This window comes from Massilia pseudoviolaceinigra, assembly GCF_030846505.1.
In the GTDB taxonomy this organism is placed as follows: domain Bacteria; phylum Pseudomonadota; class Gammaproteobacteria; order Burkholderiales; family Burkholderiaceae_D; genus Telluria_A; species Telluria_A violaceinigra.
This window is the reverse complement of sequence record NZ_JAVCWL010000005.1, coordinates 136,200-161,310: the sequence shown is the minus strand read 5'-3', so window position 1 is coordinate 161,310 and position 25,111 is coordinate 136,200. Positions and strand designations below refer to the sequence as shown.

23 protein-coding genes are annotated in these 25,111 nt (G+C 62.5%); 15 read left to right on the top strand and 8 right to left on the bottom strand.

Annotated elements, in window-relative coordinates; genetic code table 11:
* Window positions 1–355 precede the first annotated feature (355 nt).
* The 5 genes from ectB to RBA40_RS06885 all read left to right on the top strand — a co-directional run bounded on the left by ectB (window position 356) and on the right by RBA40_RS06885 (window position 4,562).
* The gene (gene ectB, locus RBA40_RS06905) at window positions 356–1,672 is read left to right on the top strand and encodes a diaminobutyrate--2-oxoglutarate transaminase (RefSeq protein ID WP_306647022.1); all 1,317 of its coding nucleotides are present in this window, start codon (window positions 356–358) and stop codon (window positions 1,670–1,672) included.
* Window positions 1,669–2,181: a GNAT family N-acetyltransferase gene (locus RBA40_RS06900; RefSeq protein WP_099873985.1), complete on the top strand. Its 513-nt coding sequence runs from the start codon at window positions 1,669–1,671 to the stop codon at window positions 2,179–2,181. Before ectB ends, RBA40_RS06900 begins: the two co-directional genes overlap by 4 nt.
* 5 nt (window positions 2,182–2,186) lie before the next feature.
* Entirely contained in the window at window positions 2,187–3,530 is a 1,344-nt protein-coding gene (locus RBA40_RS06895) for a SidA/IucD/PvdA family monooxygenase (protein ID WP_306647020.1), read from the top strand.
* A gap of 82 nt (window positions 3,531–3,612) precedes the next feature.
* Window positions 3,613–4,251: a LysE family transporter gene (locus RBA40_RS06890; protein WP_306647019.1), complete on the top strand. Its 639-nt coding sequence runs from the start codon at window positions 3,613–3,615 to the stop codon at window positions 4,249–4,251.
* The gene (locus tag RBA40_RS06885) at window positions 4,248–4,562 is read left to right on the top strand and encodes a hypothetical protein (RefSeq protein ID WP_306647018.1); all 315 of its coding nucleotides are present in this window, start codon (window positions 4,248–4,250) and stop codon (window positions 4,560–4,562) included. The genes RBA40_RS06890 and RBA40_RS06885 overlap by 4 nt, the downstream gene beginning before the upstream one ends.
* A gap of 32 nt (window positions 4,563–4,594) precedes the next feature.
* Here RBA40_RS06885 and RBA40_RS06880 read toward each other — a convergent pair whose 3' ends face one another.
* Together RBA40_RS06880 and RBA40_RS06875 are read right to left on the bottom strand one after the other, a co-directional pair.
* The gene (locus RBA40_RS06880; RefSeq protein WP_306647016.1) at window positions 4,595–5,425 is read right to left on the bottom strand and encodes an AraC family transcriptional regulator; all 831 of its coding nucleotides are present in this window, start codon (window positions 5,423–5,425) and stop codon (window positions 4,595–4,597) included.
* A gap of 159 nt (window positions 5,426–5,584) precedes the next feature.
* Entirely contained in the window at window positions 5,585–6,565 is a 981-nt protein-coding gene (locus RBA40_RS06875; protein ID WP_306647014.1) for a lipin/Ned1/Smp2 family protein, read from the bottom strand.
* Between the two features lie 519 nt (window positions 6,566–7,084).
* Here RBA40_RS06875 and RBA40_RS06870 point away from each other — a divergent pair.
* The 10 genes from RBA40_RS06870 to RBA40_RS06825 all read left to right on the top strand — a co-directional run bounded on the left by RBA40_RS06870 (window position 7,085) and on the right by RBA40_RS06825 (window position 17,092).
* A complete protein-coding gene (locus RBA40_RS06870) occupies window positions 7,085–7,462 on the top strand; it encodes a hypothetical protein (protein WP_306647012.1) in 378 nt (125 codons plus the stop codon).
* A gap of 132 nt (window positions 7,463–7,594) precedes the next feature.
* Window positions 7,595–8,245, top strand: a complete 651-nt coding sequence (locus RBA40_RS06865; RefSeq protein ID WP_306647010.1) for a TetR/AcrR family transcriptional regulator — start codon at window positions 7,595–7,597, stop codon at window positions 8,243–8,245.
* A 101-nt stretch (window positions 8,246–8,346) separates the two neighbouring features.
* Window positions 8,347–8,706 carry a c-type cytochrome gene (locus RBA40_RS06860; RefSeq protein WP_306647008.1) on the top strand — a complete coding sequence of 120 codons (360 nt, stop codon included), beginning with the start codon at window positions 8,347–8,349 and terminating at the stop codon, window positions 8,704–8,706.
* On the top strand, window positions 8,703–10,088 hold the full coding sequence (locus RBA40_RS06855; RefSeq protein ID WP_306647006.1) for a D-arabinono-1,4-lactone oxidase: 1,386 nt from the start codon (window positions 8,703–8,705) through the stop codon (window positions 10,086–10,088). Before RBA40_RS06860 ends, RBA40_RS06855 begins: the two co-directional genes overlap by 4 nt.
* A complete protein-coding gene (locus tag RBA40_RS06850) occupies window positions 10,085–11,365 on the top strand; it encodes an alanine racemase (RefSeq protein WP_306647004.1) in 1,281 nt (426 codons plus the stop codon). Before RBA40_RS06855 ends, RBA40_RS06850 begins: the two co-directional genes overlap by 4 nt.
* 31 nt (window positions 11,366–11,396) lie before the next feature.
* Window positions 11,397–11,816, top strand: a complete 420-nt coding sequence (locus RBA40_RS06845) for a DUF2147 domain-containing protein (RefSeq protein ID WP_306647002.1) — start codon at window positions 11,397–11,399, stop codon at window positions 11,814–11,816.
* The gene (locus RBA40_RS06840; protein ID WP_306647000.1) at window positions 11,813–12,706 is read left to right on the top strand and encodes a TorF family putative porin; all 894 of its coding nucleotides are present in this window, start codon (window positions 11,813–11,815) and stop codon (window positions 12,704–12,706) included. Before RBA40_RS06845 ends, RBA40_RS06840 begins: the two co-directional genes overlap by 4 nt.
* Window positions 12,707–12,739: 33 nt before the next feature.
* The gene (locus tag RBA40_RS06835; protein WP_306646998.1) at window positions 12,740–14,758 is read left to right on the top strand and encodes a neutral/alkaline ceramidase; all 2,019 of its coding nucleotides are present in this window, start codon (window positions 12,740–12,742) and stop codon (window positions 14,756–14,758) included.
* Window positions 14,759–14,816: 58 nt separating this feature from the next.
* Complete coding sequence (locus tag RBA40_RS06830) at window positions 14,817–16,145, top strand: sphingomyelin phosphodiesterase (RefSeq protein WP_306646996.1); 1,329 nt, start codon at window positions 14,817–14,819, stop codon at window positions 16,143–16,145.
* Window positions 16,146–16,150: 5 nt separating this feature from the next.
* Window positions 16,151–17,092: a lipase secretion chaperone gene (locus RBA40_RS06825; protein WP_306646994.1), complete on the top strand. Its 942-nt coding sequence runs from the start codon at window positions 16,151–16,153 to the stop codon at window positions 17,090–17,092.
* Window positions 17,093–17,144: 52 nt separating this feature from the next.
* Here RBA40_RS06825 and RBA40_RS06820 read toward each other — a convergent pair whose 3' ends face one another.
* The 6 genes from RBA40_RS06820 to RBA40_RS06795 all read right to left on the bottom strand — a co-directional run bounded on the left by RBA40_RS06820 (window position 17,145) and on the right by RBA40_RS06795 (window position 24,868).
* On the bottom strand, window positions 17,145–17,924 hold the full coding sequence (locus RBA40_RS06820) for an enoyl-CoA hydratase (protein ID WP_306646993.1): 780 nt from the start codon (window positions 17,922–17,924) through the stop codon (window positions 17,145–17,147).
* A gap of 73 nt (window positions 17,925–17,997) precedes the next feature.
* Window positions 17,998–19,194 (bottom strand): acetyl-CoA C-acyltransferase, encoded by a 1,197-nt coding sequence (locus RBA40_RS06815; RefSeq protein ID WP_306646992.1) that lies wholly within the window; start codon window positions 19,192–19,194, stop codon window positions 17,998–18,000.
* A 44-nt stretch (window positions 19,195–19,238) separates the two neighbouring features.
* Window positions 19,239–19,685: a PaaI family thioesterase gene (locus tag RBA40_RS06810; RefSeq protein WP_306646991.1), complete on the bottom strand. Its 447-nt coding sequence runs from the start codon at window positions 19,683–19,685 to the stop codon at window positions 19,239–19,241.
* Between the two features lie 61 nt (window positions 19,686–19,746).
* Window positions 19,747–22,143: a 3-hydroxyacyl-CoA dehydrogenase/enoyl-CoA hydratase family protein gene (locus RBA40_RS06805; protein ID WP_306646990.1), complete on the bottom strand. Its 2,397-nt coding sequence runs from the start codon at window positions 22,141–22,143 to the stop codon at window positions 19,747–19,749.
* Window positions 22,144–22,341: 198 nt separating this feature from the next.
* Complete coding sequence (locus RBA40_RS06800; RefSeq protein ID WP_099873963.1) at window positions 22,342–24,132, bottom strand: acyl-CoA dehydrogenase C-terminal domain-containing protein; 1,791 nt, start codon at window positions 24,130–24,132, stop codon at window positions 22,342–22,344.
* Between the two features lie 109 nt (window positions 24,133–24,241).
* A complete protein-coding gene (locus RBA40_RS06795; RefSeq protein WP_306646988.1) occupies window positions 24,242–24,868 on the bottom strand; it encodes a TetR/AcrR family transcriptional regulator in 627 nt (208 codons plus the stop codon).
* Window positions 24,869–25,111 lie beyond the last annotated feature (243 nt).

The following is a 25,111-nucleotide window of genomic DNA, read 5'->3' as shown; positions in this document are numbered from 1 at the left end:
CATACCACGTCCCCCGGCATGCCTGACTGGCCAATGATCGACGCCGCGAGCGCGCCGTCATAACGCGCCCGGCCGCGCCATGAACGGCATGGCGATGACGGCGCGAACATATATCCGGTCGCGCAGGGGTGTAAATGGAAAGCATGCGGCAGGCCTGCGTTCCAGCATTGCGGAACCCGTCATATTTAATATATCGTTATTTACTGATATTATATAAAATTGAGATAGCAGATAAAAAACATTAAAATACATGCGGCATGCATGATCATCGCGAAAAGAGCAATTTCATTCTATAAATGAGGCATTGGATTTCATATTCTCTCCGGACCCCCAACAACCGGATGGTCGTGTTCCAATGCCAAACAATCTCGCATCAATCAATGAAGCGTTCAGCACGTTCGAAGTGCATGAATCGAAGGTCCGCTCCTACTGCCGCGACTTTCCCGTAAAAATCCGCCACGCCAAGGGATCGAAGATCCACAGTGTCGACCAGCAGGTATACGTGGACTTTTTCGCCGGCGCCGGCGCGCTCAATTACGGCCATAACTGCGAACCGCTCAAGGAAAAGCTCAAGGCGTATCTCGACAACGATGGCATCACGCACAGCCTGGACTTTTACACGGAAGCCAAGGAAGACTTCATCCAGACCTTCCAGGAGGAGATCCTGCAGCGCCGCGGGATGAAGTACAAGGTCCAGTTCACCGGCCCGACCGGGACCAATGCCGTCGAGGCGGCGCTGAAACTGGCACGCAAGGTCACCAAACGCAGCAACGTCATCGCGTTTTCCAACGCCTTTCACGGCATGAGCCTGGGCTCCCTTGCCGCGACCAGCAACCCGAAAAAACGCCAGGGCGCCGGCGTGGCGCTCGGCGGCGTGACGTTCATGCCGTATGAAGGCTATCTGGGCGAGCATGTCGATTCGATCGACCTGATCGCGCGGATGCTGCAGCCCGGCAGCGGCGTCGAAGCGCCAGCCGCATTCTTGATTGAAACCATTCAGGGCGAAGGCGGCCTGCGCTGCGTCAGCGCACGCTGGCTGCAACGCTTGCAAGCCCTGGCGCACGAACATGGCGCCTTGCTGATCGTCGACGATATCCAGTCCGGCTGCGGCCGTAGCGGGCGCTTTTTCAGTTTCGAGGGCATGGGCGTGACGCCCGATATCGTATGCCTGTCGAAATCGCTGAGCGGCTACGGCTTGCCGTTCTCAATGAACCTGATCAACCCGGATCACGACGTGTGGGAGCCGGGCGAACACAACGGCACCTTCCGGGGCAATAACCTGGCCTTCGTGACGGCCAAGGCTGCCATCGATACCTTCTGGAGCGCGCCCGCCTTCGAACGCGAGCTGCAGCAGAAAATCGTGTATCTGCACAGCCGGCTCAAAGCGCTTGCCGAACGCAGCAGCGAATACATTCCCGAAGCCCGCTTCCTCGGCCGCGGCTTCATGTGCGGCATCGACGTGGGCAGCGGCGAGGTGGCATCAAACATTTCGCAGGCGGCCTTCCGCGCCGGGCTGATCGTCGAAACCTGCGGCGTCCATGGCCAGGTCGTCAAACTGCTGCCGGCCCTCACGATTGAGTACGAGGTCCTGGTGCAGGGGCTCGATATGCTCGCGGCCGCGTTCGAGCAAGTGATCGGGATTGCCCGCTATTCCGAGGAGAAAGCGGCATGACGGCCCAAGCCGAAGCGGTGATCCGCTATGCGACGCTGGACGACATGGAAGAAGTTGCCGCCCTGTTCGATTCCTACCGCCAGTTCTACAACGAAGAGCCGAACTATGTGGGCTCCCTGCACTTCCTGCGCGAACGGGTGTTCCTGGGCGAATCCCAGGTCATCGTGGCCGTGGTCGGGGATGAAATCGCCGGGTTCACCCAGCTGTTCCCCAGCTTTTCCAGCGTGACGATGCAGCGCCTGTGGATCCTCAACGATCTGTATGTGAAACAGGCGTTTCGCAGCCTGGGCATCGGTGAAAACCTGCTCCAGGGCGCGGCCAATTTCGCCCATCAGGCGGGCGCCAAGCAGCTGTTCATCGAAGGCGCGGTGGATAACCTGCGCGCCTGCGCCCTGTACGAGCGGTTCGGTTTCATCCGCAATCGCGGCTATTACTACTATCACTATCCATTGCATGCGGCGGCCACCACCCCGGATGAGCAGATTAACGTCGTACCCACCGCAAAGTAGAAACCATGGCATCGCATATTTATAATCTGTTGGGAATTGGTTTTGGACCATCGAACCTGGCGCTCGCCATTTGCCTCGAAGAAGAAGCTTCACTGGCCAATGTACGTTTTATCGAAGCCCAGGAAAGCGCCGTTTGGCAAAAGGACATGCTGCTGCGCGGATCGGATATCCAGAATAACCCGATCCGCGATCTGGTGACCTTGCGCAATCCGAAAAGCCACTACACGTTTATTAATTATTTAAAAGAAAACGATCGCCTGCTTGAATATCTGAACCTGGGATTGGAATATCCCCTGCGCAAGGAATTCGCGAATTATATCGAATGGGTATCGGCCAGCTTCGCCGCCATCGTTCAATACAATACCCGGGTCCAGTCGATGAGCATGACCGACATCGACGGCGAGCAGGTATGGGAAGTGATCTGCCATGGCGGCGAACGCCTGCTGGCGCGTTCGGTGATCGTCGGCACCGGCAGGGCCTCGAACATTCCGGACCTCCTGGCGCCCCTGCAAGGCAAGAACGTCTTCCACCTGACCAAATACCTGAGCCACATTGCCGCCCTGCCCGCCAGCTGCGACAAGATCGGCGTGCTGGGCGCCAGTCAAAGCGCGGTGGAATTGCTGCTCGATCTGATGGACCGCTTTCCGGACAAGCAAATCTATTCGCTGCAGCGCGGTTTCGGCTTCCGCCTGAAGGACACCAGTCCGTTCAGCGACCGCGTCTACTTCCCGGAGTTTATCGATTACTTCTATGGCCTCAAGCCGGCGGCCAAAACCCATCTGAGCAACCAGCTGCGCGGCACCAATTATTCATCGGCCGATGGCGACGTGATTCACCAGCTGTACGTGCGCATTTACGAGGAAAAGCTGCACGGCAAAAACCGCTTCCATCTGCTGACCAACCAGGCGATCGACAGTGCCGCCAGCCTCGATGGCGGCGGTGTGACAATGGCGCTGCGCGAGGTCAATACCGGGGAAACCTCATCGGTGGAACTGGACGCACTGGTGCTGGCAACGGGCTTCCTCGATTTTTCGGCGGCCCCGCGCGGCGAACCGTATCCGCGCCTGCTGGGCACCGTTGCCGATCAGCTTCCGCTGGACGGTAACGGGGTCGTCGCCGTCGAACGGGACTACAGCGTGCGCCTGAAAAACCCGGCCGCCCCGCGCCTGTTCCTCAACGGCCTGTGCGAGTCGTCGCATGGGCTGGGCGATGCGGGCTCGTTCAGCCTGGTTTCGCTGCGCGCCAAGGTCATCGCCGACAGCCTGCTGGCGCCGAGGCCGGCGCGCCCCGCCGCGCCGGCGCACCCGGCCGGCGCGCAGGTGGAACGCCTGGCTGCCGTCGAGGCGTAATCGGGAACACGATTCCTGCAATGTGATTCATATGGGCGCGCGTGCAATCCCTGCGCGCGGCCCATCCAATGGGAGATGCACCGTGTTTTCACCCGCACTTGTCTACATCATGGCCGTGATCAGTCCCGGCCCCAATTTCATCCTGGTGAGCCGGTTTGCCGCGTCCAACTCGATTTCCGCCGGCATCGGCGCATCCCTGGGCATCTGGTGCGTCGGCCTGATTTTTTCGACTTCGTCGATACTGGGACTGGCGCTGCTGTTGAACCAGTTCCCGGCCATGAACAAGATCGCCGGCATCCTGGGCGCGCTGTACCTGCTGTATATCGCTTATCTGCTCATCAAAAGCGCCTTGCACAGCAAGAAGCAGCAACGCGACAACGCCGCGGCGGCACCGGTGGATGGCGCGCCGGCCGCCGAGCCGTCGCACACCTTCTTCAAAAGCTTCAAGATGGGCTTCATCACCAATATCACGAACATGAAAACGATCGCGTTCATGATCAGTATTTTTTCATCGTTCCTGGCGCATTCGTCGACCACGATGGACAAGGTAACGATCATCGCCATCTGCAGCACCTTCGAAATCCTGTGGTATTCGTTTGTCGCCTTTGTGTTCGGCCAGGATGCGATCCGCCGCATTTACCTGAAATTCAATAGCTCGATCGACCTGTTCCTGGGCCTTGTCCTGATCTTATTCGCAGCCAGCAATATCATTTCCCTATGATTCCCTCCACACCCGAACTTCCCACAGCACCCCTGGTCTACGCCATCGACGACCGGATGGTGATCCTGACCGATTACGTCGGCGCGATTCCGCAGGGCGGCAGCGGCCTGGTATTCTGGAACGCGGGCAAGCCTTACCTCGCGTATATGACACCATCGACGCTGCCGGCGGCTCGCAGGCGACCCAGCGCGCGCGCCGAGAGCGCCATCCTGGAACAGGCCCGCAAGAGGTTCCTGGCGCCGCCGCGGCGCGCGCAGCCGCCCGAGCGTGTGCATGCGCATGCCGATGCGTCCATGAGCATGTCTCTGTAAATATCGGCGTCCCCGGGTGACTGGACAGGCGCTTATCGCTTGCCCTTGTACACCCGGGGCGTCACCCCGTAACAGGCCTTGAGCCAGCGGGTCAAATGGCTTTGATCGGCGAAACCGGTGATCAGTGCGATCGACGATGGGTTGCCGCCCTTGCGCAGCAGGGTCTTGGCCATCGAGGTGCGGCGTGCCTGGACGAAGGCGATCGGCGTTACCCCGGTCATCTTGCGAAAGCGCCGGATGAAATGAAATCGGCTCAGATTCGCGATATCGGCCAGCTCTTCGACCCGCAGCGTATTGCCGATATTGGCGTCGATATACTCGATCATGCGCGACATGCCCGGAAAGCCGTGCATCAGATCGGGCGTATCGTCTTGAAAACCGCGCCCGTAACGCGCCGCGATATCGAAAATGAGGGCTTCCATGATGCTGTCGTAGGCCAGCGGTTCGGTCGCCATGGCCAGGGTGTCGAGCGCCAGCTTGAGACGCTGGCCGAGCACGGGATCGCTGACCACGGGGTCCGGAAAATACACGGTGCAACCGACGATCTGTTTCATGGCATCGGTGGCCACGAAAATATTCCGGTAGATGACGCCGCTGCGTTCGGCCGCCTCGCCGGTGTGCACCTGGTCGGGATTGATGAATACCAGGTCGGTGCTGGTCGCGTAACGCTCCGCGCCGCGCCAGTGAAACCGCTCCACGCCCCTTTCGACAACGCCGATCACATAGCCGTCATGCACATGGGGAGAAAACACCTTGCGCACGATCTGCGCCCGAAACAGCTCCACATCGTCACGGTGTTGAGCGGACTGGAATTCAACCACTTCTCCAAACTCGCTGAAGATCTCTTGATCGCGTACCAGCATGACACTTTGACTCCAGAATCTGCATCTGTCGCCGGCGCGATCGCGGGCATGCCGCGGCGCCGGCTATTAAAAAACTATTCTATGTTAAGACGACAAGATTAATAACATGATTAGAGGAGATCCTCCAAAAACGCGCTGGCGCCCAGCGGCCGGGCTCCATCAGCGGCGGCAACGCGCCTCCGGCGTCGGCGTGACCACAAACGAGTAGTGCGAACCGTACTCGCCGCGAATCGCCTGGGTGCCTGCGGCGCCGGCATTGGGCCCGATGATGTAGGTATTCGCCTTGGCGATGCCACCGTCGGCGTAGGCCGCGATATCGGTGGTGGCATTGCCGTACGCACGCACGATATTGAGGCCCACCACATCGCGCAAATGGCGCACGTAATCGGTTTTGAATTTCTGGGTATCGGGCGGAATCGGACCGTCGCCGTACGGATTGGAGTGGTAGTGCCAGCGCCCGACCTTCTGGATATCGAGCCACTCCAGTCCATCCTTGGTGACCCAGTACGGCCGCGCGGTCAGGAAGATCACCTGGTAACCCTTGTCCCGGTAAGCGTTGACCACTTGCGGCGCGTAGTAATACGGCGTGGCGGTCTTCACGCCGACATAATCGGCATAGGCTTCGAAGTCATTGATGGTCAGGGTGCCGTCGATGTCGAACAGCACCGCATCACGGCCCGGATCGACCACGCTCAGGTAGCCGGTAGTCGAACTCAGATCGCCTTCCACGACGAAGCGCACGACATAGTCGCCCACCGGCCGCACGCCCAGCGGCACGTTGATCTTGCCGTCGCTGTCGGTCACGTAATTGCCGACGTACTGCCATTGCGACATGCCGGTCCCGTACAGATACGCGTGCACGCGCTCGCCTTCCAGGTCCTTGTGCAGCAAGGCGTCGTAGTCGAACTTGCCCGTGATGGTTGCTTGCGAACCTGCCTTGACGATGGTGTCATGCGCCATATGCCAGGGCTTGTACAAACCCGCCAGGATGGTATTGCCGAACTTCGAAAACGTTTTCTTCGCGGGACCGGAAAAAGCCGGCGGATTGGCCGCGGTGGTGTAATCGGGACAAGCGGCAGCGGCAGGCAAGGCGGAAAAAGCACAGGCAATCGCAACACAGCGCGCAACAGGTTTCAACATGAAGGTCTCCTATGGATGATTGGAACAGTCAGATGACATCGACACAATTTTTAGATTGTGAACTGTCAACATTACGCTGGAATGACGATTTATAAAATGACATTGGCGCCATTTCCTGTTGCTTATTCAAAAAACAAGATCGAGTGTTGTATAGGGTGTACGGACAGGCCGGTGAAGCGGCGCGCGGCGCATCGATTCGTATAGGGAATTGAGGTGTCGCGCAGAGCGGCAAGCGGCCCGGGCCTGCGCTGCCAGGCAGCGTCGTGCGGCGTGCGAAGCGCGTCCGTACTGCGTCAGGCAAGCGCTTGAGCGGACACAACCGTTGCAGAGCTGACGCCTTGTAATCTGGCTGGACAGGCGCAGGTGCGCTGACAGGCGCGGGCGCCCAGGCAGGCTGCCCGTGTCCGCATAGCGCCTGGCAACGCCTTGCCCGCCAGAGCTGTCCGTCTTGCCGCAACGGCGCGGCGCGTGGCAAGGATCGCGCGTATCGCTTGCGGCGCAACCCATCAGGGGAACATCATGGCTATCAGAAAAGATCTCAACGGTCTGCGCATGCAGCTGCCCGGCGCACCGGCAATCTACCTCATCGATCAGGGCATGAAGCGGCATATTCCCGATCCGACGACGTACAACAACCTGTTCCGCGATTGGAGCGGCATCGTACAAGACCCGCATCTGAATAATATCGATACGGGAACCCCGCTCAGCCACGGCGCCGTGCTGGCGCAGGCGCAGGGCGATGCGGCGGTGTACCTGATCGACCAGGGCGTGAAACGCCATATCGCCTCGCCCGCAACGATGGACCGCTATTATTTTGACTGGAACAAGATCCAGCACGTGGCGCCGATACTGATCCGCTCGATCCAGAACGGCCCCACCATCGCCTGGCCGGCGTGAGGGCGCCATTGCGGCCCGGCTGCATCGGGGAGAGGGGCGGCGGCGCAAGCCGGCAATCGTATTCTCGCCCATCCCGCATGATTTCTGATAGGCTCGGACCGCGAATCAAGCATCTACTTAGGATTGAATCACATGGTGAAGGCAACAAGCAGCGTGCAGGATCGCAAGCTGAGGGAATCCGAACAGCGCCGTAAAGACATCATCAAGGCGGTCCGAAAGCTGATCAAGGCTGGCGGCGCACGCGCGATTACCTTACGCAAGGTTGCCGAGGAAGCTGGGTTTTCCACCACCGTGGTGTACGCGCTGTTCGAGGACAAGGCCACGCTCATTACCCAGGCCATGGACAGCGACCTGCTCAACCTGGCCAAGGCCATGCGCGCCGCCACCGACCCGGCATTGCCGCCGATTGACAATATCAAGCGCGCCGGCCGTGCCTACGTCAAGTTCGGCATGCTCCATCCCGACCAATATGCGCTGGTCTTCCTGGAACGGCGGCCCCATGCGCCGGTCGACAGCGCCAAGATCGAACATGGCAACCAGGCGCAGGACCCGTACGCCTTCGGCCACCAGCTGTTCGCGGCCCTGGCCGCATCGGGCCAGGTACGCGCCGACCGCCTCGATTCCATGGGCCAGATCTTCTGGGAAGGTATCCACGGCATGACCTCGTTGCGGCTCGTGTTCGGAGAAACCGAACAGTGGTTCGAACACGCCGCGTTCGACCAGCACCTTGAAGACTTGCTCGATGTATTGATGACAGGAATCCTGCACCGTTTCCGACAATAAACGCCCGCAACACCGCTAAAAATAAAACGTTGTTTTATTTTTGATACGTCGTTATTATCCAGAACATTGTTCCGATAACTATGCGACTGCGAGGTGAACGGATGCGAACGATACTGGGCGTGGCGGTTGTCGCGATGGGCTTGTGTGGCTGTTCGGCATCTGGCGAGAAGCCCGGCGCCGCCGACCTGCAACGGGCCCAGGCGGCACGCCCGAGCGACCCGCAACTGGCCGAACGCTACGAACGCTCCTGCATGGCCTGCCATGCCGTCGCGGCCAGCGGCGCCCCGCTCACCGGCTTCACCCCTCACTGGCAACGCCGTCTCGCGCAGGGCATGGACCAGATGGTCAGGCATGCTGTCGATGGCATCAACGCGATGCCGGCACGTGGCCAGTGCAACGATTGCTCGCCCGACGACCTGCGCGCACTGACCCGCTTCATGAGCGCCGGGGCCGCGCAATGAGCGCCCTGTCCCGGCGCCGCAGGTTGTTCCTGAAAGCCGGGGCGATGGCTGGGGCAGCGGGCCTGCTGGCCAGCCGCGCCACCCCGGCGGCGGCGCCAATCCAATCAAACGTCACCTGGAAAAACTGGTCGGACAGCGCGCAGTGCACGGCCCGCGCCCTGGTCGCACCGGCCGACGAAGCTGCCATCGCCGCGCTGCTGCGCGCGTCCGGCGGCGCCGTGCGCTGCGTCGGCGCCGGCCATTCGTTCACGCCCCTGGTGCCGACCGGCGGAACGATCCTGTCGCTCGACCGCCTTGCGGGCCTGCAGTCCCACGACAAGGCGGCCATGAGCGCCACCCTGCATGGCGGCACCCGGCTGTCGCAGGTGTCGCGCCAGCTCGACGGCGCCGGCCTGGCGCTGCGCAACCTGCCCGACATCGACATGCAGTCGCTGGCCGGCGCGATCAGCACCGCCACCCACGGCACCGGCGCCGCGCTGCCGGCGCTGCACGCGGACGTCATCGCCATGCGCATCGTCTCGCCGCAGGGCGACGTGATCGACTGGCAGCAAGAGCGCCACGCCGACCAGATGGCGGCCGCGCGCGTCTCGCTGGGCAGCCTTGGCATCATCACCCGGGTCACGATGCGCGTGGTGGCCGCGCACAATCTGCGCCGCAAGGTCTGGCTAAAGCCGGTCGAAGAGATGCTGCAGCTGGCGCCCGAACTGGCGCGTACCCATCGCCACTTCGAGTTCTACTACCTGCCATTTACCGGCTATGCCGCCGCCATCACGCACGACGCCTACGCCGGCAACGACATCCAGATGCCGCCGTCGCAAGACGAAGACATGCTGCGCGACCTGCGCCAGCTGCGCGACTGGCTCGGCAAGTTCCCCCAATTGCGGCGCTGGAGTGCGGCCAGGCTGATCGACGCGGACCTGACCGAACACGCCACCAACCGCTCGTTTCGCCTGCTCTCGAACGTGCGGCCGACGCGCTTTAACGAAACCGAATGCCACGTCCCGCGCGAGGCGGGCATCGCCTGCGTGCGCGATGTGATCCGCACGCTCGAACGGCGCAACGAGGTGTTCTTCCCGCTTGAATTTCGCTTCGTCAAAGCCGACGACGCCTGGCTCAGCCCCTTTTACCAGCGCGACAGCTGCTCGATCGCGGTGCATGCGGCGCACGGCGAAGCCTATGACTACCTGACCTCCGAGATCGGCCCGGTGTTTCGCAAACACGGCGGCCGTCCGCACTGGGGCAAGCTGCACAACTTCAGCTCCCCCGAACTGGCCGCGCTGTATCCGCGCTGGAAGGACTTCCAGGCGCTCAGGCAGCAGATGGATCCGCACGGGCGCATGCTCAATCCTCACTTGCGTACCTTGTTCGGGGTGCCGGCATGAAGCGCCGCACGGCGCTGGCCGCCATCGGCGCCGGCCTCGCTGGCGCAGGCGTGCTGGCATTGCGCCCGCGCGCGCATGGCGCGCCGCACGACGCCTACTTCGCGCACATGGCCGCGGCACTGCGCGCAGCCGGCATCGCCACGCCGACCATGGTGCTCGATCGCGACCGCATGCTGGCCAATGCCGCCCAGGTCATGCGCAATATCGGCGGACGCATGGATTTGCGCCTGGTGGCCAAATCCCTGCCCTGCCTGCCCTTGCTCGACGACTTGATCGCGGCAATGCGCACGCAGCGCCTGATGGTGTTCAACCTGGCGTACCTGGAGCAGCTGGCCGCGCAGCGCCCGGCACTCGATCTGCTGCTCGGCAAGCCGCTGCCGGTGGCCGCCGCCGCCCAGTTCTACGACCGGTTCAAGAATGGGGGCTTCGATCCGGCGCGCCAGCTGCAATGGCTGGTCGACAGTCCGCAGCGCCTGGCACAGTATCGCGACCTGGCGCGCCAGCGCCAGCTGCAGTTGCGCGTGAATGTCGAAATCGACGTCGGATTGCATCGGGGCGGCGTTGCCAGTGCGGCTGCGCTGCAGCAGATGCTCGACATCGTCAAGTCGGAGCCGCGCCTTCAGTTGTCCGGAATGATGGGTTACGACGCCCACCTCACCAAACTGCCCGATCTGCCGGGCCTGCGCGCGGGCGCCCTGGACGACGCCCTTGGCATTTACCGCGACTATGCGGCGCTGGCCGCGCGCGCGCTGCATGGCGGTGCGGCGCCGGCCGGCCTGACCCTCAACGCCGGCGGCTCACCGACGTACCGCCTTCACGACGGCAAAGGCGCGGCTAACGAGCTGGCAATTGGCTCGGCCCTGGTCAAGCCGGGCGACTTCGACACCGAACTGCTCACCGACCTGGCGCCGGCCGCGTTCATCGCCACCCCGGTCCTGAAGGCACCGGCGCAATTCGACATGCCCAACGGGGTCGAATGGATCGGCGCGGCCGCCCGCGCGTGGGACGTGAACCAGTCGCGCGCCTGGTTCATCTATGGCGGCAACTGGCTGGCCGATCCCGTCTCGCCGGCCGGCATGGCGCCCAGCGGCCTGTATGGAACATCGTCGAACCAGCAGGTCTTGCTTGGCTCCGGCGCACAACAACTGCACGTGGACGATGTGATCTTCCTTCGGCCGCGCCAGAGCGAGTCCGTGCTCCAGCAATTCGGCGACATCGTCGTAATGGAGTCGGGCCGCATCACGCAGCGATGGCCGGTACTGACGCCCATGCCGTAGGCACAAGGCCCCATAACACCAAGGAGAAAAGATGCGAGCAATAGCGATGGTGATGCTGTCATGTACCTGGCTGGCGCCGGCATGGGCCGCGCCGGACACCGTACCGGGCCTGTGGCTCAGCGCCGACAAGGCCGCGGTCATCGCGTTCAAGGCCTGTCCCGAGCCGAAGGATGCGCTGTGCGGCATCATCGTCTGGGACAAGGATGCCGGCACGCCCGACGACGCGTGCGGCGTCATGATCGCCAAACTGCACACCTGGCAGGACGACGCCTGGCGCAACGGCTGGGTGCACGACCCCCGAACCAAGAAAAACTACAAGGGCGTCGTGCGCACCAAGAACGACACGCTGCTGGTGCGCGCCTACATCGGCAGCGAACTGCTGGGCGAAACCGAGATCATGACCCGCGTGGCCAGCATTCCCGCAGGCTGCAAGTCGAAGGAGACGCCATGAACAAATTTGTCATGCTGGCCGCGCTGGCGGGCGCCATCCACAGCGGGCAGGCCCATGCCAATGAACCGGCGATCCAACGCTACGCGCTCGACATCGAAGCGAAGCTGCTCACAGACCGCAAGAACCGCGGCGTATCCGATACCTACAACCGCCCCGGCGCCGAGTTGACGATGGAAGCGGTGCACGAATCGGGCGTGGTCGGCTATCTGCAACTGGGCACGGTCCGCAAGGAGATCTTCCCCGACACAAACGGCTTGCAGGTGACCGGGGCGCTAGGCTACCGCTGGGGCAATCCCGACGGCTGGCACTTCGGCGCGGGCATGGCACAGGAGTGGTTCCCGGGCGCGAAGGTCAACGACGCGCCGACCGGCATCGACTGGACCACGGGCGAACCGACCGGCGTGACCAACACCAAATTCGATACCAGCTATGGCGTGTTCGAATTTGCCTATGGCGCCATCGAGGCGCGCTACCTGTATGTGTTCAGCGATGAACTGCGCGGCAATAACACGGCCACCATCTGCGGATCGACCTATCTGCCAAGCGTGCTGGCCGGGGGCGACCCTGGCAAGGCGATCGGCTGCTACGAGGGTGGCTTGAAGCACTCGCGCGGCTCGCAGCTGCTCGACATCGGCATCAAGCACAAGCTCGATGGCAGGAACAAGCTCATTGCGCACATCGGATTTCAAAAGATGCGCCATTTCCGCGATGCCGACCTGGTGGACTACAAGCTGGGCATCGTGCACACGCGCTGGGGCCTCGATTTTGGCGCGGAGCTGGCGGGCGCCGTCCTGCGCAACCGCGAACTGGCGGTGCTGCCCGATAGTTCAGGAAACACCAGGAAGGTGGATCGGGCGGCGCTGATCCTGTCGCTGGCCAAGCGTTTTTGACGGTTAATCCCGAACCAGATCAAGGAGAGTCACATGGCATCGCACATTCTTTCCCGGCGCTCGACCCTGGCCATGGCGCTGTTGGCGCTGTCGGCGACGTGCGGCGCTTCCGGCACCGATCCTTACCTGGTCGGACGCGGCATGTCCGACATCACCGGCGAAGCCGCCGAGGTGGGCATGATGGGCTATGCCTCGCTCTCGCAGGTGAGCGCCGGCATCCACATGCGCCAGCGCGCCCGCGCCTTTATCGTGGCCGACCAGGCCAGCGGCAAGCGCATGGTCTTCGTCAACAACGACCTGGGCATGGTGTTCCAGGGCGTGCAGCAGGCGGTGCTCAGGCAGCTGCGCGCCAGGTACGGCAGCCTGTATGGGGCCGACAACGTGATCCTGGCGGCCACCCATACGCACGCCGGGTCGGGTGGCTTTTCCCACTACGCGCTGTATAACATCACCACCTATGGTTACAACAAACGCAGCTTCGACGCCATCGTCAGTGGCATCGTGGCCGCCATCGACAAGGCGCACCGCGACCTGAAGCCGGGCTCCATCGCCATCGGCAAGGGCCAGCTGACCGACGCCAGCAACAACCGCTCGCTGTCCGCCTACCTGCGCAATCCTCCGGCCGAACGCGAGCGCTGGAACAGCCCGATCGATCCGGACATGACGGTGCTGCGCTTCAGGCAGGGCGCCGATGATGTGGGCGTCATCAGCTGGTTCGCCACGCACGGCGTATCGATGTCCCCCAACAACCGCCTGCTCAGCCCCGACAACAAGGGCTATGCGGCCTGGCGCTGGGAACATGACCTCAAAGGCGTGCGCTATAACTCGGATGGCGATTTCGTGGCGGCCTTCGCGCAGTCGAACGCGGGCGACATGACGCCCAACCTGAACCTCGACGGGACCGGCCCCACGCGCAATGAATTCGACAACACGCGCATCATCGGCGAGCGCCAGTTGCAGAAGGCGCTGGCGATCTACAACGGCGCGCTCGAACCGCTGGCCGGCACCTTGGACTACCGCCAGCGCTTCATCGATTTTTCACGCGTCAGCGTGGCCGCCAGTTTCGCCGACGGCCGCACGCGCGGCACCTGTCCGGCGGCGCTGGGCACCGCGTTCGCAGCCGGCACGGAAGATGGCCGCGGCCTGGATGGATTCAACGAAGGCGACCTGGCCGGCAATCCCTTCTTCCAGGCGCTTGGCGGCATCCTCACGCCCGCGCCGCAATGGGTGCGCGACTGCCATGGCGTCAAACCGGTGCTGCTCTCGCCAGGCGTGCAGCAGCCCGTGCCCTGGTCGCCGGAAGTGCTGCCGGTGTCGATCGTGCGCATCGGCCAGCTGGCGATCGTGGCCGCGCCGGGCGAGTTGACCATCATGGCCGGCCGCCGCATACGCGAGACCGTCCAGGCCGCGCTGGGCGAGAGCGTCAGGCATGTCGTCATCGCCGGCTATGCCAACGCGTATTCCGGCTACATCACCACACCCGAGGAATACGAGGCCCAGCACTACGAAGGCGCCTCCACCCACTTCGGCAAGTGGACGCTGGGCGCCTACCAGCAAAGCTACCACGAGCTGGCCACGGCAATGCGGCAAGGCTTGCCGGCCCATGCCAGCGCGCCCACGCGCGACCTGTCGGACAAGCAGTTGTCGTTTCAGACCGGCGTGGTGCTCGATAACACGCCGCCGTTCAAGGCTTTTGGCGACGTGGTGCGCCAGGCCAATGCCAGCTACGCGCGCGGCCAGCGGGTCGATGTCGAGTTCTGGACCGGGCACCCGAAAAACGACCTGCGCCAGAATGGCAGCTTCCTCGAAGTGCAGCGCTGGGACGGCGCCGCCTGGCGCACCGTGGCCACCGACGGCGACTGGAACACCATCTATCGCTGGGTGCGGGTCGATCCGGTGTGGGGCAGCTCCAAGGCCGCCATTTCGTGGGACATTCCCGCCGATGCCACCCCCGGCCAATACCGGATCCGGCATGACGGCAACTACAGGAATGGCTGGGATGGCAGCATCCGTGCGCTGAGCGGCATCAGCCGCACCTTCCAGGTCAACTAAGCAAACCTGCCTCGCTTTAGGCCCATCGAGCCTGCATTTTCAACCACCGGAGATCAGTATGCCGCACGTTTTACGTCTTGTTCTATCCTGCCTGTTCCTGGGCGCCTTGTTCGGCAACGCGGCGCACGCCGAATCGTATGTGTATGTCACCAACACCACCGCCGTCCCGGTCACGGTCCAGGTCAGCCAGAGCGGCGACGCGCAGCTTGCGCTGGGCAGCAGCTGGGGACGGGAAGCGAGCGTGATTCCCGCCTACGCCACCAGGCGCGTGATGTGGATGAACCGCAATGTCGGCATCACCAACGGCAAGACGTTTTACTTCGACACCACCGTCAGGGGCGGTGGCGGCAGCATGGTGCTGCGCCAGAAACTGACAGGCACACTCTTTTCAAGCAACCTGTGGCACTCCGCGCGTGGCGCCGGCTTCGACGATCCATGGTACGGCGACCGCAACGTCCATCAGCGCGACACCACGTTCGCGCAAAAGCCGACGGTGGCCTCCTACCGCGCCAAGTTCACGGGCGGTTACGACGATGTCCACTACGTGGTACACAACAAGAACGAGGTCGAGCCGGCAAGCGGGCCCGACGAATTGAAGGTCCTGAGCTATAACGTCTGGGCGCTGCCGGTCGTGGCCAACAACATTTGCGCGCGGCTGGACGAGATCGCCGATAATCTGGCCGGCTACGACGTGGTCACGCTGCAGGAAATCTTCGACAATGACTGCCGCACGCGCTTCCTCGCCAAGGTCGGCGCCGCCTTCCCTTATCAGTCGCGCCTGGTCGATATTCCTTCAAACATCTTGCTCAACGGCGGCTCCATGGTGCTCAGCCGCTGGCCGATCATGGCCGACGATACCATCGTATTCGACCGCTGCGTCGGCTCGGACTGCCTGGCCAACAAGGGCGCCAATTATGTCCAGATCCTCAAGAATGGCAAAGCCTACCACCTGAGCAATACCCATACGCCGTCCACCGATAGCGATGAAGCGCGCCAAGCGCGTTTTGATGCGCTCGGAAAAATCCGCACCATGCTCGACAGCAAAAAGATCCCCGCCTCGGACGCGCTGCTGATCGCCGGCGACATGAATATCAACAAGTACAAGTTCCCGGACGATTACGCGCGCATGCAGTCGATCCTGCGCGCATCGGCGCCACCGAGCACCGGTTACGCCTATACGTATGACGCGGCGGTCAATGTCAACGCCACCAGCATGCTGTCCGGCGGCACCACCGAATACCTCGACTACATCCTGGTGGCTAACGAGAACAGGCAGCCGGTACGAAAAGAGAACAACGTGCGCATCCTGCGCAGCCTGCGCGACGAGGTCTGGTACGCGCATGACTTGTCGGACCACTTCCCGGTGGCCGGCCTGTTCGCCTTCTGAGCCGGATGCGCACCGCCATCCTGGCCGCCGCATTGGCCACGGCTGTTTTGGCCGTCTATGCCTGTTTCGCGGGGCCGGAGCCGGCACCCGATACGGTCACGCCGCCTCCGGCCGCGCCGGTGGCGTTTGCGGCGCCGGCCGCTGCCGCAGATGGGGCCGGTCCGCGCGCGTCGGCCATGGAGCGGCGCGCGGCGGTAGCTGCAACGCTCGCAGCGAATGGCGCGCAGATGCTGCGCGAAGGACGCTTGCAAGACTGGTGGCGCTCGGGCCAGGCGCAATGCGCCGCACTCGGGATCGACGATTGCCAACGCTGGCTGCGCGATGCGATTGCCGCCTGGCCGGACGCGCGCGCGGCGGCGCTAGCATCGCGCACCATCGAGCGCCTGCCCGCCGTGAAGGAAGCGCAAACGCGCCTGGTACAGGCCATGGACACGCCGCTGTCGCAGCGCTTGCAACGCTTGACCGCACTGCGCGAAGCGACGATGGGGCGCGAGGAGGCGCAGGCATGGTTCGGGCGCGAGAAGGCGCAGGTCGGTTTCACCGCCGCCGTCAACGAATTCGCTGCCGGCGAGGCGGCGGGAATGTCGCTGGCGGCGCGCCTGGCGCGCGTGGAAGACTTGCGCGGCCAGCATTACGGGGCGTTTTATGACGACCTTCACGCCGCGGAAGGGCCGATGGGGCAATACCGCATCGAGCTGGGGCTGGCCCGTCTCGACGCCAGCGATGCGCAGGCGGCCGGCCAGCTGCGGGACCGTTTGCTTGCGCGGCATTTCCCGCGCGAGCGGGCGCAGGAGATCGCGCAACTGGAAAAGCGTACCGAGCAACAGCAAGCGCAGCGACGCGCATACGCTGACGAGCTGGCGGCGCTACAGCGCCAATATCCGAATACCGGCGATCAGGAGTATCTCGGCAAACTAGGCCAACTGCGGCAAAAGCATTTCCATTGACTCAGTGGCTTTTCTGACTATGCACGAGAGCTGATCGCCACGCGCAAGGGCATCAGGCAAACTTGGAAAAATCCGGCTTGCGCTTTTCAAAGAACGCGGTGAACGCTTCCTTCGCTTCGGGCGCCAGCAGCATCGCGCCGAACAAGGCGTTTTCGGCGCCCATGGTCTCATTGATGGCCGCGGTACGCGAGCGCTTCATCAGCGACTTGGTCGCGCGGATCGAAGCGGCAGGCAGCGCCACCAGCTTGGCCGCCTGGCGCGCGGCGTACGGACGCAATTCTTCCAGCGGCAGCACTTTCGATACCAGGCCCATGTCGTAGGCTTCCTGCGCCAGGAATGCTTCGCCGAGCAGCAGCTTTTCGGCCGCGCGCGGGAACCCTGCCAACTGCGGAAGCAGCAGGCTCGATGCGAATTCAGGGCACAGTCCCAGCTGCGAGAACGGCATCGAGAACTTGGCGTTGTCGGCCGCGTAGACCAGGTCGCAGTGCATCAGCAAGGTGGTACCGATGCCGACCGCCGCGCCGGACACCGCCGCCACCACCGGCTTGCTGCTGCCGGACAGCGCGCGCATGAACTGGAACACCGGACGCATTTCGGGCGGTACGCCTTCGACCGGTTTGGAGTTCTTCATGAAGTCGTCCAGGTCGTTCCCGGCCGTGAAAATCTCGGGTTTGCCGGCGATGAGAATCGCGCGCACCGCGCTGTCGCTCTCGGCGTCCACCAGGGCATCGGCCATGGCCTGGTACATCACGCCGGTGATCGCGTTCTTGCGCTCGATCCGGTTAAATTCGATCGTCAGGATGCCGTCGGCCTTGCTCGTCAAAATATCCATGTATTCTCCAAAAAGTGAAAAGGGCGCCGAGGTTAAACCGCAGCGCCCTTGATGACATTATTTTAACCGACGCTTACACGCGTTCGAAAATGCCTGCAGCGCCCATGCCGGTACCGACGCACATCGTGACCATGCCGTACTTGAGGTTATTGCGGCGCAGCGCGTGGATCACGGTCGCGGCGCGGATCGCACCGGTCGCGCCCAGCGGATGGCCCAGCGCAATCGCGCCGCCCATCGGGTTGACCTTGGCCGGGTCCAGACCCAGGTCGCCCATCACCGCCAGCGCCTGTGCGGCGAACGCTTCGTTCAGTTCGATCCAGTCCAGTTGATCCTGGGTAATGCCGGCGGCGGCGCATGCCGCTGGAATCGCCACCTTCGGGCCGATGCCCATGATTTCAGGCGGCACGCCGCGCACCGCGAACGAGGAGAACTTCGCCAGCGGGGTCAGGTTATGCTCGCGCAGGATTTTTTCGCTGACGATCAGCAGCGCGCCGGCGCCGTCGGACATCTGCGAGCTGTTGGCGGCGGTGACGGTGCCCTTGGCCGCGAACACCGGCTTCAGTTTGCCGAGCGATTCGATGGTCGAATCGGCGCGTGCGCCTTCATCGGTATCGACCGTGCGGGTCTTGATGTCGACCTGGCCGGTTGCCAGGTTAGGCGTACGGGTGATGATTTCGACCGGGGTGGTTTCGTCCTTGAAGAAGCCAGCCTGCTGCGCGGCGATGGCGCGGCGGTGCGACTCGACCGAGAATGCATCCTGCTGCTCGCGCGTCACTTTCCACTGCTTGGCCACGTTTTCGGCGGTCAGGCCCATGCCGTACGCCATGCCGACGTTTTCGTCGGTGAACATATTCATGTTCATCGATGGGTGGTGGCCCATCATCGGTACCATCGACATCGATTCGACGCCGCCGGCGATCATCACATCGGCTTCGCCGACGCGGATGCGGTCGGCGGCCATGGCGATGGCGGTAATGCCCGACGCGCAGTAACGGTTGACGGTCACGCCGCCCACGGTTTTCGGCAGGCCGGCCAGCAGCACCGACATGCGGGCGATGTTAAAACCTTGTTCGGCTTCCGGGAACGAGCAGCCGATGATGGCGTCGTTGATCAGCGCAGGATCGAGGCCGGGCGCTTGCGCCATCGCGGACTGGATCGCGCGCACCAGCAGGTCGTCCGGGCGCATGGACTTGAACATGCCGCGCGGCGCCTTGCCGATCGGGGTGCGGGTAGCGGAGACGATGTATGCGTCTTGAAGTTGTTTGCTCATAGTGTTCTCTCAAAAATTCTGTGGTTCGAAATGGGGATGCTGATTCACCGTTTTTCGGACAAATACCAGTCGACCTGCACCTGCGCCGCCAGCGTGCCGTGTTCGTCGAATACGTCGACTTGCACCGGGAACGCCACCTTGCCGTCCGCTTTCAGCGTGGCCTTGAGCGCCGCGATATCGCCCGGAACGCGGCCGCTGGCGCGCGTCGCGCCCTTGGCCACTTTCTGGTACTGGATACGCGACTCCTTGGCCACCGGACGCAGACCCAGAATCAGGTCGGCGAACGCGCCGGCCATGGCCGCGCCGGAAGCCGTTTCGGCCAGGGTGAACAGCGCCCCGGCGTGCTGCGTGCCGAGGTGGTTGTTCAGTTTCGGGTCGGCCGGCATCGACACCTCGGAGGTGCCATTGCCGATTGCGTCGATCCGGATTCCCAGCAGCCGCACAAACGGCAGCGTGTCCATCATTTGCTGCTTGATACGGTCATACACCATGCTTGGCCTCACTCGCAGTAGAAATTTGAACGCCAGGGTCAGGATCGACATTGCCGGTCGATCAGTTGCGTACCGGTTTACCGGTTTGCATCATGCCCATGATCCGTTCCTGGGATTTCGGATGATTCAGCAGTTCGAGGAATGCCTTGCGCTCCATGTCGAGGAACCACTGCTCGCTCAACTGGCTGCCCTGGTCGATGTCGCCGCCGGTCACGATCTCGGCGATCATGTCGCCCAGCTTGTAGTCGTGGGCGGAGATGAAGCCGCCGTCGCGCATGTTGACCAGTTGCGCACGGATGGTGGCCCAGCCGTAGCGGCCCGTCGCGGTGATCGTCTTCTTCATCGGAGGACGGTAGCCGGCGTCGAACATCGCGCGCGCTTCGACTTTCGCCACGTGCAGCAGTTCGTACGGGTTAAAGACGATAACGTCGTCTTCCTTCAGGTAGCCCATCGCTTTCGCTTCCAGCGCCGATTTCGACACGTTGGCGGTAGCGGCATTGGTGAAGCCCGTTTTCAGGAAATGCAGGATGTCCGAACCCTTGGCTTCATTCGAAGCGCGTGCAGCCGCTTCCTTCAGGCCGCCGCCGGCGGGAATCAGGCCAACGCCCACTTCCACCAGACCGATGTACGATTCGATCGAGGCCACGCGCTTGGACGCGTGCAGCGCCATTTCGCAGCCGCCGCCCAGTGCCAGGCCCGCCACCGCGGCGATGACCGGTACGTTCGAATACTTCATCGCCATGAAGGTATCCTGCAGCAGCGCGATACCTGGTTCCATGGCCTTGGCGCCGCCTTGCATGAACAATGGCAGTGCCGATTGCAGGTCGGCGCCGGCCGAGAAGGCACCGCCTTCGGCTGCGTCGGTATTCCAGATGACCAGGCCCTTGAAGTTTTTCTCGGCTTCGGCTTGCGCCATTTTCAGGCCGTTGATCACGCCTTCGCCGATGACGTGCATCTTGGTCTTGAGCGAGATGATCAGCACGTCGTCGTTCTGGTGCCAGATGCGCACCGAGTCGTCTTCGTGGAAGGTGGTGCCGGCGGTCTTGCCGTCGGCAGCGCCGGCGCCCAGCACCGGTGCGCGGAACGGCTGGCGCTCGTACACGGCCAGCGTGGAACGCGGCACGTAGGCGTTCTTGGACGCCGAGAACGAACCTTCAGCGGTGTGCACGCCCTTCTCCGCAACCTGGCCTTCGAAGACCCATGCCGGCAATGGAGCCGAGCACAGTGCCTTGCCGGCGTCGATGTCTTCCTTGACCCAGTTGGCGATCTGGGTCCAGCCCGACGCCTGCCATGTCTCGAAAGGACCGACGTTCCAGCCGAAGCCCCAGCGCATGGCGAAGTCGACGTCGCGCGCGTTGTCGGCGATCGAGCCGAGATGCACGGCGATGTAGTGGAAAGCGTCGCGGAAGATCGCCCACAGGAACTGGCCTTGCGGGTTGGTCGATTCGCGCAGCGCTTTCATCTTCTTGACCGGATCCTTTTCCTTCAGGATGCGGGCCACGATGTCGGCCGCCTTGCCGCCGCCGGCGACGTAGTTACCGGTGGCGAAGTCGAGGCGCTGGATGTCCTTGCCGACCTTTTTGTAGAAACCGGCGCCGGCTTTCTGGCCGAGCGCACCCGCGGCGACCAGCTTGGCCAGCACCTCTGGGGTTTTGTAGACGGCGAAGAACGGATCGTCGGCCAGGTTGTCCTGCATGGTCTTGATCACATGGCCCATCGTGTCCAGGCCGACCACGTCGGCGGTACGGAAGGTACCCGACTTGGCGCGACCGAGCTTGGCGCCGGTCAGGTCGTCGACCACGTCCACGGTCAGGCCGAATTGTTCGGCTTCGTGGATGATCGCCAGCATGCCGAAGATACCGACGCGGTTGGCGATGAAGTTCGGGGTGTCCTTGGCGCGCACGACGCCCTTGCCCAGGGTGGTGGTCAGGAAGCCTTCGAGCTGGTCGACGATTTCAGGCTTGGTCGACTCGGTCGGGATGATTTCGACCAGGTGCATGTAGCGCGGCGGGTTGAAGAAGTGAACGCCGCAAAAGCGTGCTTTCAGTTCGGTGTCGAAGCCGTCGGACAGCGTGGTGATCGACAGGCCCGAGGTATTCGAGGCGAAGATCGCGTTTGGCGCGATGTGCGGAGCGACCTTCTTGTACAGGTCATGCTTCCAGTCCATGCGCTCGGCGATCGCTTCGATGATCAGGTCGCAGCCGGCCAGCAGCTCGAGGTTGTCTTCGTAGTTGGCGATTTCGATCAGGGCTGCGTCGTCCTTGTTGCCGAGTGGCGCAGGGCTGAGTTTTTTCAGGTTGTCGATGGCGCGCTGGACGATGCCGTTCTTGTTGCCTTCTTTTGCAGGCAGATCGAACAGGACGACCGGTACCTTGGCGTTGACGCAGTGGGCAGCGATCTGCGCACCCATCACGCCGGCGCCGAGCACGGCGACTTTTTTAACGATGAAATTGGTCATGGCTTTCCTTTGTTTTTCCAGATTACTGATTGCGTATCCCGTCACGCCGCGCCGCCTGACCGTCGCCCCCGCACCAAGGTGGCACTCGGCAGGGGCCCAAGTTCGTCGATACGCTGCGAACTTGGGTTCCCGCCGAGTGCCGCCTTGGCGCGGGAACGACGGTGCGGGTGCCGCTGGCCGCAGGGGGCATTGAGCGTATTAGAACAAGTCGGCGTCGAGCGCCATCAGGTTGGCCGAGCCGGAACGCGCCTGGCGGATCAGCATTGCCGTTTCAGGCTGCAGACGGGCGAAGTAGAAGCGCGCGGTCGCCAGTTTGGCTTTGTAGAAGTTATCGCCCGAGTCTTGCTTGGCCAGCGCGATCTTCGCCATCTGCGCGAAGAAGTAGCTGTAGATCAGGTGACCGACAACGCGCAGGTAAGGAACCGCCGCCGCACCCACTTCATCCGGATTCTGGAACGCCTTCATGCCGATTTCCATGGTCAGCTTGGTGACCTTGTCGCCCAGGTCGCCCAGCGGCGTGATGAATTCCGACAGCGCTTCGTCGGTGCCGTTTTCTTCGACGAAGTTCTTGATCTTCTCGCCGAACTTGCGCAGCTTGGCGCCGTTATCCATCAGCACTTTGCGGCCCAGCAGGTCGAGCGACTGGATCGTGTTGGTGCCTTCGTAAATCAGGTTGATGCGCGCGTCGCGCACGTACTGCTCCATGCCCCACTCGGAGATGTAGCCGTGGCCGCCGTAGACCTGCATCGCTTCCGAGGTCGCGATCCAGCCATTGTCGGTGATGAAGGCCTTGATGATTGGCGTGAGCAGCGCCACTTCGTCGGCGGCGTCCTTGCGCACTTCTTCGTCAGGGTGATGCAGTTCGCGGTCGATCTGCAGCGCGGCGTACGAGGTGAATGCGCGCGCGCCTTCGGCGTAGGCCTTGGCGGTGAGCAGCATGCGGCGTACGTCGGCGTGCACGATGATCGGGTCGGCTTGCTTCTCAGGTGCTTTCACGCCCGACAGGCTGCGCATCTGGATGCGGTCTTTCGCATACACCAGCGCGTTCTGGTACGCCACTTCGGTCAGGCCCAGCGACTGCATGCCCACGCCCAGGCGGGCGGCGTTCATGAACACGAACATGGCGTTGAGGCCCTTGTTCGGCTGGCCGATGATCCAGCCACGGGCGCCGTCCAGGTTCATCTGGCAGGTCGAGTTACCGTGGATGCCCATTTTCTCTTCGATCGCGCCGCAGAAGATCGGATTGCGCTCGCCCAGGGTGCCGTCCGCGTTGGGCAGGAACTTCGGCACCAGGAACAGCGAAATGCCTTTCGAACCTTCCGGTGCGTCCGGCACGCGTGCCAGCACCAGGTGCAGGATGTTTTCAGCGACGTCATGTTCGCCGGCCGAGATGAAGATCTTCGAGCCGGTGATCAGCCACGAACCGTCGTCCTGCGGCAGCGCTTTCGAGCGCAGCATGCCCAGGTCGGTGCCGCAGTGCGATTCGGTCAGGCACATGGTGCCGGTCCATTCGCCCGAGACCAGTTTCGGCAGGTAGGTTTTTTTCTGTTCGTCGGTGCCGTGCTCCAGCAGGCACTCGTAGGCGCCGTGCGACAGGCCAGGGTACATCGACCAGGCCTGGTTGGAGGAGTTGAGCATTTCGTAGAACGAGTTGTTCAGCACGACCGGCAAGCCCTGGCCGCCGTATTCCGGGTCGCACGCGAGCGCAGCCCAGCCGCCTTCGACGTACTGCTTGTAGGCTTCCTTGAAGCCTTTTGGCGTGGTCACCGACTTGGTCGCCGCATCATAGTGGCAGCCTTCGCGGTCGCCCGAGTGGTTCAGCGGGAACAGCACGTCCTGCGTGAACTTGGCACCCTCTTCCAGCACCTGGTTGATGATGTCGGCGTCGACATCTTCGAATTTCGGCAACTGCTTCAATTCGTCGGATACATTGAGGAACTCGTGCAGCACGAACTGCATATCCCGAATTGGCGCGACGTATTGACCCATGATTTTCTCCTGACGAACGTATGATTGGTGACCAGGCCAGCGACGTGCTGGACCCGGCAAGGTGTTGACTCGATTGATTCGATTGATTCAGTTACTGCGCCCGACTCGCTTACTGCGCTTGATTCGGTTGATTCGGTTGATTCTTGGACGGATTCTGGTAATTCATGATCAGGCGCTCAAAGCCGCTGCGCGCGCGATCGACGCTGCCCGGCCGACGCAGGAACCGCGCATCGTGGTGCAGCGCCAGGATCAGGCCATACATTTCATAGACCATCTGGTGGGCGTCGGTGTCGGCCTTGAGGTCGCCGCACTCGATGGTCTGCTCCACACATCTTAGCAGTGCTCCCTGCCACGCACGCACCATCGACACCAGTTCTTCGCGGATCGGGCCCGGACGGTCGTCGTATTCGACGGCGCCACTAATATAGATGCAGCCGGAGGCGATTTCGACGCTGACGCGCTTGATCCAGCGGGCATACATGGCTTTGAGGCGCGACAGGCCGCGAGGTTCCTTGACGCTTGGGAAAAACACTTCCTGCTCGAAACGGTGGTGGTAGAGCTTGAGCACTTCCATCTGCAAGTCTTCGCGCGAACCGAAGTGCGCGAACACGCCGGACTTGCTCATGTTCATTTTGTCCGCGAGCAAACCAATCGTCAGCCCTTCGAGACCATCGCGGCTGGCGAGGTCGAGCGCGACGTCCAGAATGGCTGCCCGCGTGAGCTCGCCCTTGCGCATGAATTTGACTGAAGTGTTAATAGATGGTCCCGTTGGTAGTTGAAAATGCGACCCGTGGAATAAAATCCGAACGCTCGTACTATTATCCACTACAAGGCAAATGTCAAACGGGAACTTAGAGGTGGGAGTCTATTGCTGCAGTGCAGCACAATTCAGGTTTAGGGAAAGGAAATTCGCGTTACAGCCGTCATTTCACCCTTTCCCACCCCCTCATTCCCACGCGGGAATGAGGAAGATAGCGGC